The organism is Achromobacter spanius (assembly GCF_029637605.1).
GTDB classification, from domain to species: domain Bacteria; phylum Pseudomonadota; class Gammaproteobacteria; order Burkholderiales; family Burkholderiaceae_B; genus Achromobacter; species Achromobacter spanius_E.
In genome coordinates, this window is record NZ_CP121261.1 from 4,769,039 (window position 1) to 4,785,087 (window position 16,049).

Annotated in this window: 13 protein-coding genes; 9 read left to right on the forward strand and 4 right to left on the reverse strand. The window is 65.9% G+C overall.

Features of this window, described 5'->3' with window-relative positions:
* Window positions 1-7 precede the first annotated feature (7 nt).
* Window positions 8-463, forward strand: coding sequence for a DUF4810 domain-containing protein (locus tag P8T11_RS21350; RefSeq protein WP_268080143.1), 456 nt, complete (start codon window positions 8-10; stop codon window positions 461-463).
* The gene (locus tag P8T11_RS21355; protein WP_268080142.1) at window positions 463-1,113 is read left to right on the forward strand and encodes a DUF799 domain-containing protein; all 651 of its coding nucleotides are present in this window, start codon (window positions 463-465) and stop codon (window positions 1,111-1,113) included. The genes P8T11_RS21350 and P8T11_RS21355 overlap by 1 nt, the downstream gene beginning before the upstream one ends.
* Before the next feature lie 51 nt (window positions 1,114-1,164).
* Here the strand turns inward: P8T11_RS21355 and P8T11_RS21360 are convergent, their stop codons facing one another.
* From P8T11_RS21360 to P8T11_RS21370, 3 genes are all read right to left on the reverse strand, one after another.
* Complete coding sequence (locus P8T11_RS21360; protein ID WP_268080141.1) at window positions 1,165-3,483, reverse strand: FdhF/YdeP family oxidoreductase; 2,319 nt, start codon at window positions 3,481-3,483, stop codon at window positions 1,165-1,167.
* A gap of 71 nt (window positions 3,484-3,554) precedes the next feature.
* Window positions 3,555-4,997, reverse strand: coding sequence for a M81 family metallopeptidase (locus tag P8T11_RS21365; RefSeq protein WP_268080140.1), 1,443 nt, complete (start codon window positions 4,995-4,997; stop codon window positions 3,555-3,557).
* A 31-nt stretch (window positions 4,998-5,028) separates the two neighbouring features.
* On the reverse strand, window positions 5,029-6,276 hold the full coding sequence (locus P8T11_RS21370) for a D-amino acid dehydrogenase (RefSeq protein ID WP_268080139.1): 1,248 nt from the start codon (window positions 6,274-6,276) through the stop codon (window positions 5,029-5,031).
* 426 nt (window positions 6,277-6,702) lie between these two features.
* Between P8T11_RS21370 and P8T11_RS21375 the strand changes: the two genes are divergently transcribed.
* From P8T11_RS21375 to P8T11_RS21405, 7 genes are read left to right on the forward strand one after another with little or no spacing between them, the layout of a single operon-like run.
* Window positions 6,703-8,142 (forward strand): M81 family metallopeptidase, encoded by a 1,440-nt coding sequence (locus P8T11_RS21375; RefSeq protein WP_268080137.1) that lies wholly within the window; start codon window positions 6,703-6,705, stop codon window positions 8,140-8,142.
* Between the two features lie 58 nt (window positions 8,143-8,200).
* Window positions 8,201-9,787, forward strand: coding sequence for an ABC transporter substrate-binding protein (locus tag P8T11_RS21380; protein WP_268080135.1), 1,587 nt, complete (start codon window positions 8,201-8,203; stop codon window positions 9,785-9,787).
* Window positions 9,788-9,821: 34 nt separating this feature from the next.
* Window positions 9,822-10,757 carry an ABC transporter permease gene (locus P8T11_RS21385; RefSeq protein WP_268080134.1) on the forward strand — a complete coding sequence of 312 codons (936 nt, stop codon included), beginning with the start codon at window positions 9,822-9,824 and terminating at the stop codon, window positions 10,755-10,757.
* A 19-nt stretch (window positions 10,758-10,776) separates the two neighbouring features.
* Window positions 10,777-11,679: an ABC transporter permease gene (locus tag P8T11_RS21390; protein WP_268080133.1), complete on the forward strand. Its 903-nt coding sequence runs from the start codon at window positions 10,777-10,779 to the stop codon at window positions 11,677-11,679.
* Between the two features lie 9 nt (window positions 11,680-11,688).
* Window positions 11,689-12,762 carry an ABC transporter ATP-binding protein gene (locus P8T11_RS21395; RefSeq protein WP_268080132.1) on the forward strand — a complete coding sequence of 358 codons (1,074 nt, stop codon included), beginning with the start codon at window positions 11,689-11,691 and terminating at the stop codon, window positions 12,760-12,762.
* Window positions 12,759-13,772, forward strand: coding sequence for an ABC transporter ATP-binding protein (locus P8T11_RS21400; RefSeq protein WP_268080131.1), 1,014 nt, complete (start codon window positions 12,759-12,761; stop codon window positions 13,770-13,772). Before P8T11_RS21395 ends, P8T11_RS21400 begins: the two co-directional genes overlap by 4 nt.
* Window positions 13,769-15,223 carry an amidase gene (locus P8T11_RS21405; RefSeq protein ID WP_268080130.1) on the forward strand — a complete coding sequence of 485 codons (1,455 nt, stop codon included), beginning with the start codon at window positions 13,769-13,771 and terminating at the stop codon, window positions 15,221-15,223. Before P8T11_RS21400 ends, P8T11_RS21405 begins: the two co-directional genes overlap by 4 nt.
* Here P8T11_RS21405 and dkgB read toward each other — a convergent pair.
* Window positions 15,189-15,992, reverse strand: a complete 804-nt coding sequence (dkgB, locus tag P8T11_RS21410) for a 2,5-didehydrogluconate reductase DkgB (RefSeq protein WP_268080129.1) — start codon at window positions 15,990-15,992, stop codon at window positions 15,189-15,191. The two genes, P8T11_RS21405 and dkgB, sit on opposite strands and share 35 nt — an antisense overlap.
* Between the last annotated feature and the right edge of the window lie 57 nt (window positions 15,993-16,049).

The window sequence follows — 16,049 nt, forward strand, 5'->3', positions numbered from 1 at the left end:
GGCGGCCATGTCGAACATTCTGGCGATGCCTCGCCCGCTGACGCTTGCAAGGGCCGGCCGTGGATTGGCGATTGCGGCGGTAGTCGCGGCAGCGGGCTTGCTGAGCGCGTGCGTGCAGCAGCCCAAGCCCATGTATAGCTGGCAGGCGTATCAGCCCTCGGTCTATGCCTATCTGAAGGACGATGGCGCGGACAACGCGGTGCAGGCGCAAGCCTTGGAAAAGAACATCGAAACCGCGCGCGCGGCCAATGTCGAGCTGCCGCCCGGCTTTCGCGCGCATCTTGGCATGCTCTACCTGAAGATGGGTGATGGCGACAAGGGCATCGAACAGATGCAGGGCGAGAAAGTGGCCTTTCCCGAGTCCACGCCGTTCATGGACTTCCTGATGCGCAACGTGGGCAAGCCGCAAGCCGAACCGGAGGCCGCCACGCCGGCCGCCGACGCACCGACAAAGGGCTCGTGATGATGACTCGTATTTTCCAGGCCGGCATGTTGGCGGCGGTGATGCTGCTGGCGGGTTGCGTTGCTCCGCAACAGCACGTGGACTACACCGCGTTCCGTGAGAGCAAGCCGGCGTCGATTCTGGTTTTGCCGCCGTTGAATTCGTCGGTGGACGTGGCGGCGACCGCCGCGGTGTTGTCGCAAGCCACGCGGCCGCTGGCCGAGTCCGGCTACTACGTGATCCCCGTGGGCGTCATGGACGAGACCTTCAAGCAGAACGGGCTGACCACCGCCGACGACATCCACGGGCTGCCCGCCACCAAGCTGCGCGAGATCTTCGGCGCCGACGCCGCGCTGTACATGACGGTCAAGCAGTACGGCTCAAGCTATGCCGTGCTGTCGAGCAACGTTACCGTCGCCATCGATGCCGAACTCATCGATCTGCGCAATGGCGCCAAGCTGTGGTCGGGGTCCAAGCAGGTGGTGCAGGCCAGCAACAGCAGCGGTGGCCTGATCGGCATGCTGGTGCAGGCCGTTGTGGACCAGATCGTCAACACCTTGTCCGACCGTAGCTACGGCGTGGCGGGCATGACGAACCAGATGCTGCTCAGCGCCGGCCAACCCGGCGGCATCCTGTACGGGCCGCGTTCACCGCGCTACGACACGCAGTAACCCAGCGGCCTGGCACGGTGACACGTGCCAGGCCGCTGTCGCGTCGGCGCGCTAGGCTACCTTTCGAATCGCCACCGGAATCGATTTGTAGCTGGGTGTGCCGCTTTGCTTGTCCTGGTAGTCCAGCGGGCAAAGGTCATTGGCTTCGGGGTAGTACGCGCCCACCGAGCCAGCCGCGATGTCATAGGCAATCGCCGTCAGCCTCAGTCGCCGGTGCGACTGCCCGGGCAGGTCGGTCTGAAGCTCGACTTCGTCGCCGGGTTCCAGGCCGTGGCGCGTCAAGTCGGACGCATTCATGAACAGCACATCACGCCGGCCGAACACACCACGGTAGCGATCGTCCAGGCCGTAGATGGTGGTGTTGTATTGGTCGTGGCTGCGCAGTGTGGTCAGCGTCAGGCTGCCGGGCGATCCGACGGGGTCTTCCTGCAAGCCCCCATCTTGTAATCCGCCAACCTGTATTCCCTTGAACGGCAGGAACTCGGCGCGGCCCGAGCGCGTTTTCCAGATGCGCTCGGTGGGCGGCAGCGGCAAGCGGAAGCCGCCCGGCTTCAGGATGCGTTCGTTGTAGCCATGAAAGTCCGGATACACCTGTTCGATCAGGTCGCGGATGCGGCTGTAGTCTTCCACCAGTTGTCGCCACGGGACGCGGCTGGCGGGCAGCGTGGCGGCGGCGATGCCGGCGATGATGGCGGGCTCGGAACGCAGGTGCTCGGACGCCGGCGTCAACTTGCCACGCGAGGCGTGCACCATCGACATCGAGTCTTCGACGGTGATGGACTGCGCGCCGCTGGCCTGCACATCGCTTTCCGTGCGGCCCAGCACCGGCAGGATGATCGCGTCGCGGCCGATCAGCAACTGCGAGCGGTTCAGCTTGGTGTTCATGTGCACTGCCAGGTCCAGGCGGCGCATGCCGGCCTCGCATTGGCTGGTGTCGGACAACGCCATGGCAAGGTTGCCGCCCAGGCAGATCAGCACGCGCGCCTCACCGTTCACCATCGCCTTCATGGCGTCGACGGCGTCGTGTCCATGGCGCTCGGGCGGGCGGAAGCCAAACGTTTTTTCAAAGTTGTCGAACATCACCGGGTCGATCTTTTCGGTGATGCCGACGCTGCGGTTGCCTTGCACATTGGAGTGCCCGCGCAACGGGCAGATGCCGGCACCGGGCTTGCCGAAGTTGCCCCGCATCAGCAGCAGCGCGGCGATTTGCTGCACGTTCTGCGTGCCGCGCGCATGCTGGGTGATACCCATGCCGTAGGTGACGATGGTGGCCTTGGACTTGGCGTAGGCGGCGGCCACCTGTTCCAGTTCCGCGCGCGCCAGGCCGCTGGCCTGTTCGATGTCGGCCCAGGCGGTGTCGTCCAGGTCTTGAACGTAGGCGTCAAACCCGTTCGTGTGTTCCGCGATGAAAGCGTGATCCAGGGCACCGGGCGCCTTGCGGTCCGCCTCCACCAGCGCCTTCATGATGCCCTTGAGCGCCGCCGCGTCGCCGCCGACCTTCACCTGGTAGTACGTTGATGCGATGCGGGTCGAGCCGAAGGTGCCCATTTCGATCGGGTCCTGCGGGTCGGCGAAACGTTCCAGCGCGCGTTCGCGCAAGGGGTTGAACACGATGATCGGCACGCCGCGCCGGGCGCATTCGTGCAAGGTGCCCATCATGCGCGGGTGATTGGTGCCGGGGTTGTGGCCCATCGATATGATCAGGTCGCAGGCATCGAAATCATCCAGTGACACCGTGCCCTTGCCGATGCCGATGGCTTGCGGCAGCCCGACGCTGGTGGCCTCGTGGCACATGTTCGAGCAGTCGGGAAAGTTATTGGTGCCGAACTCGCGCGCAAACACGCTCAAGAGAAAGGCCGCCTCGTTGGAGGCGCGGCCAGACGTGTAGAACTCCACCATGTCGGGGGCCGGCAGGCTGGACATCGTGCGCCCGATGTGCGCAAAGGCCGCGTCCCACGAGATGGGCTGATAGGTGTCGCTGGTGGCGTCGTACCGTAACGGATGCGTCAGGCGGCCGGCATCTTCCAGCTTGTGATCGCTCCAGGTCAGCAATTCGGTGACGGTGTGCGCGGCAAAGAATTCAGGCGTGACCCGCTTCTTGGTGGCTTCCCAGGTGACCGCCTTGGCGCCGTTTTCGCAGAACTGGAAGGTGGACGTATGGGCCTTGTCGGGCCAGGCGCAACCCGGGCAGTCAAAGCCGTCGGGTTTGTTGGTGCGCAACAGCAGGACGGGCGCTTCCGCGATTCGCATCTGGTCGGCCACCGCCTGGGCGGTGGCCTTCAGCGCACCCCAGCCGCCGGCGGGGGCGTCGTAGCGTTGGATACCGGTCAGGTTGTTGGGCTTCTTGGGTGGGTTCTTGCTTGGCTTCATAAAAATCTCGGGTTCAAGATACTATGAAGCACTGTATGCCAAGTGGCGTCAATAAATTGTGACGGACGGGCCTAGCCGATCGGCCACTTCGGCAGACGGATCTTGCGGTACGGCAGGCTGCGCCAATCCGGGCTGGCGGAGCCCGGCGCGGCTACATACAGCACGGCGTGGGCGAGCGGCGCGTAGCGCGCGTAGAAGTGATGGGCCGACTTCACCACGATGAGGCGTTGCGCCGTCAGGTCGCAGCCCAACTGTGTGAAGAGGTCCGTGTGATAGGCCTGCGTGCGCAGCGATACCAGCGCAATCAGAATGCCGTCCGCCTCAACCAGGGCGCAGTCGCCCAGTGCGATGCGCGTGTCGGAATTGCCGGTCATCATCATGTTGGCGTGCGTGCTCAGCACGCGGCAGCGCGCATCCACGGGCGTACCCGACAGCGGGCCGATCTTGCCGCCGATGCGCAAGTCCAGTTCCGCGCCCACGCCGGCATCGAAGGCGATGCGCGCGGCCACGGGATCCCACATCGGCCCCAGCGCGGCATCGCGAATACCGCGTTCACGCATGCGCGCCAGGATATAGGTGGAGTCGCCGGCGGCGCCACTACCAGGGTTGTCGGACCGGTCGGCCAGCACAATCGGACCCTGGCCGAACGCCAGGGCTTCGTCCAGCGCTTCATCCACGCTGCGGTAGGGCACCATTAATTGCTCGCGCATGCCGATCAGTTCATCGGCCAGTGTGCGGGCCAGGCTTTGCGCGGCGGGGGCGTCGCCGTCGGCGTAGACCAGTACCTTGGTACCCATCTCGGGTACGTCGCCGGTGGCGAAACCCTGTGCCACCGAGATCGACAAGATGCCGTTGCGGCCTTCCAGCGCCTTGATGTGGCTGACAAAGCCGCGCGCGGGCTCGCGCGTGGTGTGCATGGGCACCACCATGTCGCAATCCACCAGCGCCGGCGTGGGATGCTGCCGGCCCTGATGCGCCGCGTGGCACAGGTCGACCAGTTCGCAGGCGCGCTCGTACACATCGACGTGAGGGTACTCCTTGAACAGCACCAGCACGGTGGCCTGCTCGACCATCAGCGACGTCAGGTGGGCATGCGGATCCAGTTCGGCGCCCACGGTCACGTCGGGGCCGACCATGTCGCGCACACGGCGCAGGATGTCGCCTTCGCAATCGTCATAGCCGTCGGCAACCATGGCGCCGTGCAGGCCCAGCAGCACCATATCGACCGGCAGCGCGGCGCGCAGGTCCGCCAGCAGTTCATCACGCAAGGTCTCGTAGGCGGCGCGCGTGGTGATGCCGCCTGGCTGCGCCGACGCAACCAGCCCTTCCACAACTGTCCAGCCGAATTCGCGCGCGCGTTCACGCGCCACCCACAACGGCCCGCCGTAAAACGTCATGTGGTCAGGGTGTGTGCCGGCGGGCAGGTATTCGCGCGATGTGAAGGCCGCCATGCCCGTGGGCAAGGGCGAAAACGTGTTGGTTTCGGTGGCGAGTGCGCCGGTGAAGATACGCATGGAACGGCTCCGAGAGGCGCGTGGCGCCCGGTCAAGGTTGGAAGGGAGCGGCGTCGATGGGCAGGGTGTTGCCCGTCATCTGCGCCGTCAGCAAGGCAGCGCTGCCGCAGGCCAGCGTGAAGCCCAGCGCGCCCTGGCCCAGGTTCAGCCACAGGTTGTCGGCGGCGCGGCTCTTGCCGATCAGCGGTTTGCTGGTTGGCGTGGCGGGCCGCACGCCCGCCCAGGCCTGCGCGCGGGACAAGTCCAGGCGGGGAAAGGCTTCAACGACCTGGCGCCGCAGCGTGTCCAGCCGCGTTGCGTCCACCTCGGCATGCTTGGCGCCGATGTCGACCATGGCGGCAATGCGCAACACATTGCCCAAGCGCGCGTAGACGATGCGCCGTTCGTAGTCGGTGACGCTGATGGTCGGGATGTCGGCGGTGTCCGCCGTGATGGGCACGCTCAGGCTGTAGCCCTTGAGCGGATACAGCGGTACGCGCTGGCCCAAGGCCGCCAGCAGCGGCCGGCTGCCGATGCCCGACGCGACAACGAAGGCGTCGGCTTGGATATCGCCCGCCGCCGTCTGCGCGGCGACAATGCGACCGCGTTCGCGGCGCAGGCGCTTGACGCGGGTGTCCATGTGGACCGTCACGTTACCGGCTTGCCGCAGCCGCTGGAATAGGGACTCCGTAAAGCGATGGCAGTCGGCGGCTTCCTCGCCGGGCGTGTAGACGGCGCCAGCGATGCGCGCTCCCATGCCCGCCAGCGCGGGTTCCGCTGCCAGCGTTTCGTCGCGCGAGAGCACGCGTTGGTCCGTGCCATGCGCCGCTTGATACCGCACCAGCGCGGCGGCCTTCTCCAGTTGCGCGGCATCGCGATACACGATCAGCTTGCCGGTGCGCGACAAGCCGAAATCCATGGGCGCTTCCTCCAGCATCGCATGCAGCGTGTCGCGGCTGAGGTAAGACAAGGACAACAGCTCGGCGGTGGATGCGCGCGATACCGATGCGCGGCAAGCTCGCAGAAATCCCGCCAGCCACAGCCATTGCGACGGGTCGAAGCGATAGCGCAAACGCAGCGGCGAATCGCGCCGGAACATCCAGCCCGGCATGTCGGCCAACGCGCCGGGGCCGGCCAGCGGCGCCACATAGCTGTAGCTGAGCTGTCCGCCGTTGGCGAAGCTGCTGCCCATGGCCGGCTGCGCCCGTTCGTCCACCAACGCCACGTCGTGTCCCGCCCGCGACAACAGGTGCGCCGTCGTCACGCCGACCACGCCCGCCCCAATTACGCATACCCGCATGACTCGCCTCGTAGGTTCAGGTTGGGCACGATTCTGAGCCGGGCAGTGGGGCCGGGCAAATTCCAAATCACACGCTATCCATAACCTTGCGATATGTGTGCGCTGGGCCATCTCTCCGCCATCTCTGCGCCTTCGCTGCTCTGTCGTCGGCCTATCGTTTTCCCTAAAGCTAGGGCCCGCCAAAGCTGGTTTCGCCCGCATTTCCCTGGAAAAGCGCCCACGCCATAACCTTGGGTTATCCATAGGCGCACGTTAGCTATTTGTGCCGCGAGTGTGCCCCGCCGATGATCCGCTTACGGAACGCAGCGCCGCCCTGAATGGGCAGGCGATGACGGATAACCGGCCTATACAAGGGGAAATGATGACGTCTTACCGGAACGCCGCGCTTGCCGCGGCGCTTGCGCCAGCCTGTCCGGGAGCGCAGCCATGAAGGTCTTTAGCGCCGGCCTGGGCACCGAAACCAACACCTTCGCGCCCATGCCCACCAGCCTGGCGGCATTTCAAGAGCGCGACTATTACCCGGCGGGCACGCATCCCGATTCCGTCACCTTCGCCGGCGCGCCGCTCTACGTGGCGCGTCTGCAAGGTCGCGAGGCGGGGTGGACGCTGGCCGAAGGGCTGGTGACCTCGGCACAACCCGGCGGCACCACCACGCGCGCCGCCTACGAAACCTTGCGCGATGAGCTGCTGGCAGATCTGCGCGCCGCGCTTCCGGTTGACATGGTGCTGCTGGGCTTGCACGGTGCGATGGTCGCGGACGGCTATGACGATTGCGAAGGCGACCTGCTGCGCCGCGTGCGCGAGCTGGTCGGCCCCGTTGTGACCGTGGGCGCCGAACTGGATCCGCATGCCCATCTGACGCCGCTGATGGTCGAGCAGGCCACCGTGCTGGTGCTGTTCAAAGAGTATCCCCACACCGACATACGCGAACGCGCGGAAGACCTGCTGGCCTTGTGCCTGGACGCGCAGGCAGGCCGCACGCGCCCCGTCGCCGCGCTGGTGGATTGCGACATGATCGTACCCATGCACACCACCCGCGAACCCGCGCGTGGCTTCGTCAGCCGCATGAAGGCGCTGGAAGGCCGCGACGGCATTCTGTCGGTGTCTGCCGCGCAGGGCTTCGCCACCGGCGACGTCCCCGAGATGGGCACAAAGGTACTGGTCTACGCCGATGGCAACGCCGCCGCCGCGCAAGCGCTGGCGCGTACGCTGGCTGATGAATTGATCGGCATGCGCGAGCAGTTGATGGTGCCTTACCGCAGCGTGGAAGAGGCGCTGGACGAAGCGCTGGCGTTCGACGGCGAGCCCGTCGTGCTGGCCGACCGGCCCGACAACCCCGGTAGCGGCGCGCCCGGTGACGCGACCTTTGTCTTGCGCCGCATGCTGGAGCGCGGCGTGACCCATGCGGCGCTTGGGCCGATGTGGGACCCGGTGGCGGCGCGCATCGCGTTCGACGCGGGCGTGGGTGCCGAGTTGGACTTGCGCATTGGCGGCAAGGTCGGCCCGCTGTCCGGCGACCCGGTCGATCTGCGCTGCACCGTTCTCGCGGTGCAGGCCGAACTGGTGATGACCGGCCTGTCCGGCGCGCCCGCGCCGATGGGTGATTGCGCGCTGGTCGAGGCGCAAGGCATCCAGATCGTGCTGACATCCGTGCGCAACCAGGCCATCAACATGGACCTGTTCACGCAGCTGGGATGCGATCTTTCTGCCAGGAAGATTGTGGTGGTCAAGTCCGCGCAGCATTTCCATGCCTCGTTCTCGCAGGTAGCGCGCCACATCATCTATGTGGGCGGCCGGGGCGTCGCCACGCCCGATTGGAAGACGCTGACGTATCGCAACATCCGGCTGCCGAAGTGGCCGCTTTAAGATCCTGCCGGCGTCTGTGCGCCGGCAAATCCACCAATTTTGATGGGAGCCTAGTGCGATGAAAAACCGCCTGCTTAGCCTGTTCTCGATGGCCACGCTTGGCCTTGCCTGCACCTTGGGCGCGGCCCCCGCGCAAGCACAAGCGCAAGCCAAGACCCTGCGCATCGTTCCGCACGCCGACCTGAAGGTGCTGGACCCGACCTTCACCACCGCCTACATCACGCGCAACTTCGGCTACATGGTTTACGACACGCTGTTCGCGATGGATACGCACAGCAAGCCGCAGCCGCAGATGGTCGAGAAATACGAGGCCAGCGCCGACAAGAAGACCTGGACCTTCACGCTGCGGCCCGGCCTGAAATTCAGCGACGGCCAGGTGTTGACCACGGCTGACGTGATTGCGTCGCTGGAGCGCTGGTCGGCCCGCGACAACATCGGGCAGGCCATCACGCGCGCAGGCGGCAAATGGGAAGCGTTGGACGACAGCCGCTTCACGCTGACGCTGGCGCAGCCGTTCGACCTGGTATTGGATGGCCTGGCCAAGGTGTCGAGCTATCCCGCTTTCATCCTGCCCAAGCGTCTGGCGTCGCAGCCCGCCACCCGCCCGCTGACGGAAGTGGTCGGCTCCGGCCCGTATGTGTTCAAGCGCGATGAATGGGTGCCCGGCAGCAAGATCGTCTTCGAAAAGAACCCGAACTACATCGGCCCCAAGGCGCCCGCCGATGGTCTGGCGGGCGACAAGACGCCGCACATCGCCCGCGTGGAATGGCGCGTGCTGCCAGACTCCAACAGCGCAACCGCCGCCCTGACCAACGGCGAAGTCGACATGATCGAGCAGGCGCCCGCCGACTACATCGATGCGTTGCGCGCCAACAAGAACGTCAAGATCGGCGTGCTGGAACGCGCCCAGGGCTACATCGTTCTGAACCAGTCCATGCCGCCGTTCGACAACCCGAAGGCGCGCCAGGCCATTGCGCACCTGGTGGACCAGGACAAGTTCACCGCCGCCATGGGCTACCCGGACGACCTGCGCATGAAGTATTGCGCCACGGTCTTCATCTGCGGTGGCCCCAACGACAGCACGGCAGGCGCGGCGCCCTATGCCAAGCCGGATCCGGTGCTGGCCAAGAAGCTGCTGGCCGAAGCGGGCTATAAGGGCGAGAAGCTGGCCATCCTGTTGCCCACCGATCTGGCCTATCTCAATTCCGCCACCTTGGTTGCCATCCAGGCCTTGCAGGATATTGGCGTCAACCTGGACATCCAGTCGATGGACTGGGCCACGCTGACGGCGCGGCGCGCGCGCAAGGCCACGCTGGACAAGGGCGGCTGGAACATCTTTCTGTCGGCCGCCTCTGAGTTCAACGTGGACTCGCCGCTCAGCAACACCTATCTGGGCGCGGTGTGCGGCAACAGCCTGCCGGGCTGGCCGTGCGACAAGAAGCTGGACGAATTGCGCCAGCAGTGGATCGCCGCGACGACGTCCGACGAACGCAAGCGCATATTGGACCTGTTCCAGGAGCGCGTCTACGAAGTCTTCCCCGTGATCTCGATCGGCCAGTATTCGCGTGCCTTCGCCGCGTATCACAGCCTGAAGAACACCGACAAGATCTGGAGCCTGCCCAACCTTTGGGTGTTGGACAAGTAGTCCGCGCCCGCCGCTACCGATACGCGAGACAACTATGGGTTACATCATTCGGCGCGTGCTGGCCATCGTGCCAGTCATGGCGGTGGTGGCAGTGATCGTGTTCCTGCTGATCCACCTGTCGCCCGGCGACCCGGCGGCGCTGATCGCCGGGGACTTCGCCACCGCGGAAGACATCGCCAAGCTGCACACGGCGCTGGGCCTGGACGAGCCGCTGTGGCGGCAGTTCGGGATGTGGGCCGGCAAGTTGCTGCAGGGCGATCTGGGCACGTCGATCTTCACGCAGGTTCCCGTGACGCAACTGCTGTCGCAGCGCGTGGAACCGACCTTGTCGATCGCCGCCATCACGATGCTGGTATCCATTCTGGTGGCGGTGCCGCTGGGCGTGTTGGCGGCCTATCGTGCCGGCACCTGGATTGATCGGCTGGTCATGCTGTTTGCGGTGCTGGCGTTTTCGTTGCCGGTGTTCCTGGTGGGTTATCTGCTGATCTACGGCTTCGCGGTCAAGCTGCAATGGCTGCCAGTGCAGGGCTACGTCAGCCTGTCCAACGGGGTGGGGCCGTGGTTGCGCAATCTGACGCTGCCCTGCATCAACCTGGCGCTGGTGTACATCGCGCTGATCACGCGGATGACGCGGGCCACCGTGGTCGAAGTGCTGCATGAAGACTACATCCGTACCGCGCGCGCCAAGGGCCTGGCCGTATTGCCGGTGCTGGAGCACGCGCTGCGCAATGCCGCCATTCCCATCGCCACCACGGTGGGCGTGGGCATTGCGTTGTTGATCGGCGGCGTGGTCGTGACCGAGACGGTGTTCGCCATACCGGGCATTGGCCGCCTGGTCATCGACGCCGTTCAGCACCACGACTACCCGGTGATCCAGAGCGTGCTGCTGATCTCGGCCGGCGCCTACGTGCTGATCAACCTGTTGATCGATCTCAGCTACCGGCTGTTCGATCCGCGTATCCGTTATTGAGCCGTCGCGGGAATAAGCCATGTCAGAAAATTCGATTTCCACCCAAGCGCCCGCCGCGCCCATCCTGCTGCACGAGGCGCTTACGACCGGCGGCCGGCGCTGGCGCTGGATACGCAAGCATCCCACGCTGATCATCGGGCTGGTGCTGTTGTTGATCGTGGCGGCTCTGTCGATTGCCGCGCCGTGGATCGCCACGCACAACCCCATCACGATCAACCCCTTGCAGCGCTTGAAGCCGCCGTCGGCAGAACATTATTTCGGCACCGACGCGATGGGCCGCGATGTGTTCAGCCGGGTGGTGTGGGGCGGCCGGGTGTCGCTGGTGGTCGCGATCGTCGTGGCGCTGGTGGCCAGCCTGCTGGGCGTGGTGCTGGGCCTGCTGGCCGGCTTTGTCCGCTGGGCTGACGCCATCATCATGCGCATCATGGACGGCATGATGGCCATCCCGGACATCTTGCTGGCCATTGCGCTGATGGCGGTGATACGCGCCAGCCTGACCACGGTGATCATCGCGATCGCCATTCCGCAGGTGCCCCGCGTGGTGCGGCTGGTGCGTTCGCTGGCGCTGACGCTGCGCGAACAACTGTACGTTGAGGCGGCGCACGCCATCGGCACGCGCCTGCCGGTGATTCTGCGCCGACACGTGCTGCCCAACATGGTGACGCCGCTGGTGGTGCAGGCAACCTTCATCGCCGCGACCGCCGTGCTGACCGAAGCGGTACTGTCGTTCCTGGGCGTCGGCGTGCCGGCACAGGTGCCCAGTTGGGGCAACATGATGGCCGATGCGCGCAACTACGTGGCGGTGGCTTTCTACACCATTCTGTACCCGGGTATCTTGCTGGCCATCACCGTGCTGGCGATCAACCTGATGGGCGACGGCCTGCGCGATGCGCTGGATCCGCGCCTGGCCAACCAACGCTAGGAGGACGCCATGGCCCTATCCCCCGCCAACGCCGTCGCCCCTGGCGACGTGCTGCTGGAAGTCGACAACCTGCGCACGTACTTCGATACCGTTTCCGGCACGGTCCGGTCGGTGGACGGCGTGTCGTATCAAGTGCGGGCCGGCCGCACGCTGGGCGTGGTCGGCGAGTCCGGCTGCGGCAAGAGCGTGACGGCGCTGTCCATCCTGCGGCTGGTGCCGACGCCGCCCGGGCGCTTTGCCGGCGGCCAGATCCGGTATCGCGGCACCGACTTGCTCGGCCTGACCGAAAAGCAGATGCGCCAGATTCGCGGCAACCGGATATCGATGATCTTTCAGGAGCCGATGACCTCGCTGAATCCGGTGCTGACCGTGGGGCGGCAGATTGCCGAGACGGTGATGGTGCACCAGAAGCTGAGCCGTCGCGACGCCTACCGCCGCGCCGAGGAAATGCTGCGCCTGGTGCAGATTGCCGAGCCCGAACGCCGGGTACACGAGTATCCGTACCAGTTGTCCGGCGGCATGCGGCAGCGCGTGATGATCGCGCTGGCGCTGGCTTGCAACCCCGAGGTGCTGATCGCGGACGAACCCACCACGGCGTTGGACGTCACCATTCAGGCGCAAATCGTGGACCTGTTGCGCAACCTGCAAAAGACGCTGGGCATGGGCATTGTGCTGATCACGCACGATCTGGGTGTGGTGGCGGAATGCTGCGACCGCGTGGCGGTCATGTACGCGGGCCGCAAGGTCGAGGAAGCGCCGGTAGCCGAACTGTTTGACCGACCCTTGCATCCGTACACGCGGGCCTTGATGGGCTCGATGCCATCGATGAATGCTTCGACGCAGCGCCTGGCCGAGATTCCCGGCATGGTCACCGCGCCCAGCGAGCTGGGCAAAGGCTGTAGTTTTGCACCGCGCTGCACGTATGCAACCGAGCGCTGCCGCGTTGAAGCCCCTGAGTTGACCACGCACGGCGACGATCACGTGGTGGCTTGCCATGAGGTGGCGCGCGTGGCGGCGCAGCCGGGTCCGCAAGTCGCATCCATTCCGGCGTCCAGCGCCGACCTGACTGGAGTTCAAGCATGAGCGCCCCTATGCAGCAGCCGGCATCGGCATCCACCGCGCCTTTGCTGGAGGTTCGCGACCTGAAGATGCACTACCCCGGCGCGGGCGGCTGGTTTCAGCCGCGCCGCAAGGTCATTCAGGCGGTGGACGGCGTGTCGTTCAATGTGGCGCGCGGAGAAACGCTGGCGTTGGTCGGCGAATCGGGCTGCGGCAAGACGACGACGGGAAAATCCGTGCTGCGGTTGATCCAGCCGACGGCCGGATCGGTGAAGCTGGAAGGCGAAGAGATCCTGGCGCTACGGCCGGAACAAATGCGCGACCGGCGGCGCGACATGCAGATCATCTTCCAGGACCCCTATGCATCCTTGAACCCGCGCATGACGGCGGGCGACATCGTCGGCGAACCGCTGCGCAATTATCCGATGCCAAATGCCCGCGCCCGGGTGGACGAGCTGGCCTGGCTGTTCAGCAAGGTTGGCCTGCGCCCGGAATCGATGAAGAAGTATCCGCACGAGTTCTCGGGCGGGCAGCGGCAGCGCATAGGCATTGCGCGCGCGTTGGCGTTACGGCCCAAGCTGATCGTGTGCGATGAGCCCGTGTCGGCGCTGGACGTGTCCGTTCAGGCGCAGGTGATCAACCTGCTGATGGACCTGCAGCAGGAAATGGGCATCGCGTACCTGTTCGTGGCGCACGACCTGGCCGTGGTGCGGCACATCAGCCATCGGGTCGCGGTGATGTACCTGGGCCGCATCGTCGAGGTCGCCGACCGGGACACTTTGTTTGCGCAACCCAGGCACCCCTACACCGAGATCCTGCTGTCGGCCGTGCCGGTGCCCAACCCGCACAAGCCGGCGCAACGCAAACTGCTGCAAGGCGATCCGCCCAGCCCCGCGAATCCGCCCAGTGGTTGTCGTTTCCATACGCGCTGCCCGCTGGCGCAACCGATCTGCCGTGAGACGCAACCGGCGCTGACCGAACGGCCCGTGGCATCGGGCAGTGGGCAGCAATGGGTGGCGTGCCACTTTCGATGAACGCGCCTGCATTGTTGGCGGGGCCCTTGCCGTCGTCGTCGCCTGAGCGCGACCCGGTATTCGGCCAATCGATCGGGGCGTTGCAAGCGGCGATGGCGGCGGGGCAGCTCAGCGCCGTCGACCTGGTGCGTGCCTATCTGGCGCGCATTGCGGCCTATGACCAGCACGGCCCCGTGCTGAACGCGGTGCTGGCGTTGAATCCTCGGGCTGAGGACGAGGCCAAAGCCAGCGATGCGCAGCGACGGCAGGGCGCCACGCGGGGCCCGCTACATGGCATTCCGATTCTGCTGAAGGACAACATCGACGCTGTCGGCATGCCCGCCACGGCCGGCTCGCGCGCGCTGGCGCAACGGCGGCCGGCGCAAGATGCCGACGTTGTGCGGCGCTTGCGCGAGGCGGGCGCCATTGTGCTGGGCAAGACCACGCTGCATGAACTGGCATGCGGCATCACCAACGTGTCTTCCTTGTCAGGTCGCACCCGCAATGCCTATGACGCCGCGCGCGTGCCAGGCGGTTCCAGCGGCGGCAGCGCGGTGGCGGTGGCGGCAAGCTTCGCGGCGGCCGCCATCGGTAGCGACACCAGCGGCTCAATCCGCATTCCGGCGGCGTTCAACCAGGTACTGGGCCTGCGACCGACGGCCGGACGATGCAGCACGGCCGGTGTCCTGCCCTTGTCCCCCACGCTGGACACCGTGGGTCCCATGGCACGCTGCGCGGACGACCTGGCCGTGTTGTGGTCGGTCATGGCAGGGCCAGACCGCGCGACGCCAACAACGTCGCGCACCAGTGCTGACTGGCGCATCGGTACGTTGGATCCGCTCTTTGGAGACGATCCTGACGAACGTGAAGTCTCGGCGCATGCGCGAGCCGCCTTGGCGCATTGGCAGGCGCAGGGAGTGCGGACTCATTCGGTGAAGCTCGCCGTGGACGACGCGCGCTTGAAGGCCGCCAATGTCACGGGCTACGAGTTCCGCGATGCGCTCGCGGCGTGCCTGCACGACGCCGGCTTGCCCGTGCGTAGCCTGGCCGACATCCTGGACGGCGCCTACCCGCATCCGGAAGTGATGACCCTGCTGCGTGAGCGCGAGGCGCTGCGCGACGCGGACGGCAGCGCGCGCCAGGCCGTGCTGGCGCGCGCCGCGGCGATCCGTACCGAGGTATTGGCGGCGTTGGCATCCGGCCCGTTCGACATGCTGGCGTATCCCAGCGTGCGGACGGGGCCGGTAGTGCTGGGCGAGCCACAGCGTGGGGGCAATGGCCTGCTTGCCGCGGTGACCGGCTTGCCGGCCTTGAGCCTGCCCATCGGTTTCACGCAGAGCGGCATACCCGTTGGACTGGACCTGCTGGGTCCGCCGGGCAGCGAGCCGATGCTGTTGCAGGCGGCCCGCGCACTGGCTCGGTTATCCCAGCACCCGCTCAATCCCACTTCGCCGCCAACCCCTCGGGGCTGACTTCACGCCCATTGCGTTCCAGCGCGGCGATCTGCGCCATATCCTCGTCGCTCAGGCGCAGTTGCAGGGCAAGCAGGTTGCTGGCCAGGTTGTCGCGTTTGGTCGACGAGGGAATCACGGAATACCCCAGTTGCAGCGCCCAGGCCAGCGCCACTTGTGCGGGCGTGGCGTTGTGGCGTTGGGCGATCTGCTGGATGACCGGGTCTTTCAGCACCTTGCCGTAGGCCAGCGTCATGTACGACGTGACGTGTATGCCTTGTTCCTTCAGGAAGGCGGTCAGCGCGGCGTTTTGCAGATAGGGGCTGAGTTCGATCTGGTTGGTGGCGATGGCGTCAGCGCCCACGGCGGCGATGGCTGCGCGGGTTTCGGCGATGGGAAAGTTCGAGATACCGATCTGGCGGGTCAGGCCTTGCGACTTGGCCTCGGCCAGCGCGCCCATGCACTCCGCGATCGACACGCCGTTGCCGGGTGCGGGCCAGTGGATCAGCGTCAGGTCGACGTAGTCGGTGCGCAGCTTGGCAAGGCTGTCCTTCAGGCTGGGCACAAGCTTGTCCTGCGCCATGTTGGGCACCCAGATTTTGGTGGTGATGAACAGGTCTACGCGCGCCACGCCGGATTCGGCGATGGCCTGGCCGACCTCGGCTTCGTTTTCGTAGATCTGCGCGGTGTCGATGGCGCGGTAGCCGACGTCCAGCGCGTTGCGCACGGAATCCATGACAACCTGGCCTTGCAGGCGGAACGTGCCGACGCCGAATTGGGGAATGCTCATGTAAAACTCCAAATTGGGGGTGAAGATCCAGGCGGCGATGGCCCGGGAAAGCAGCCA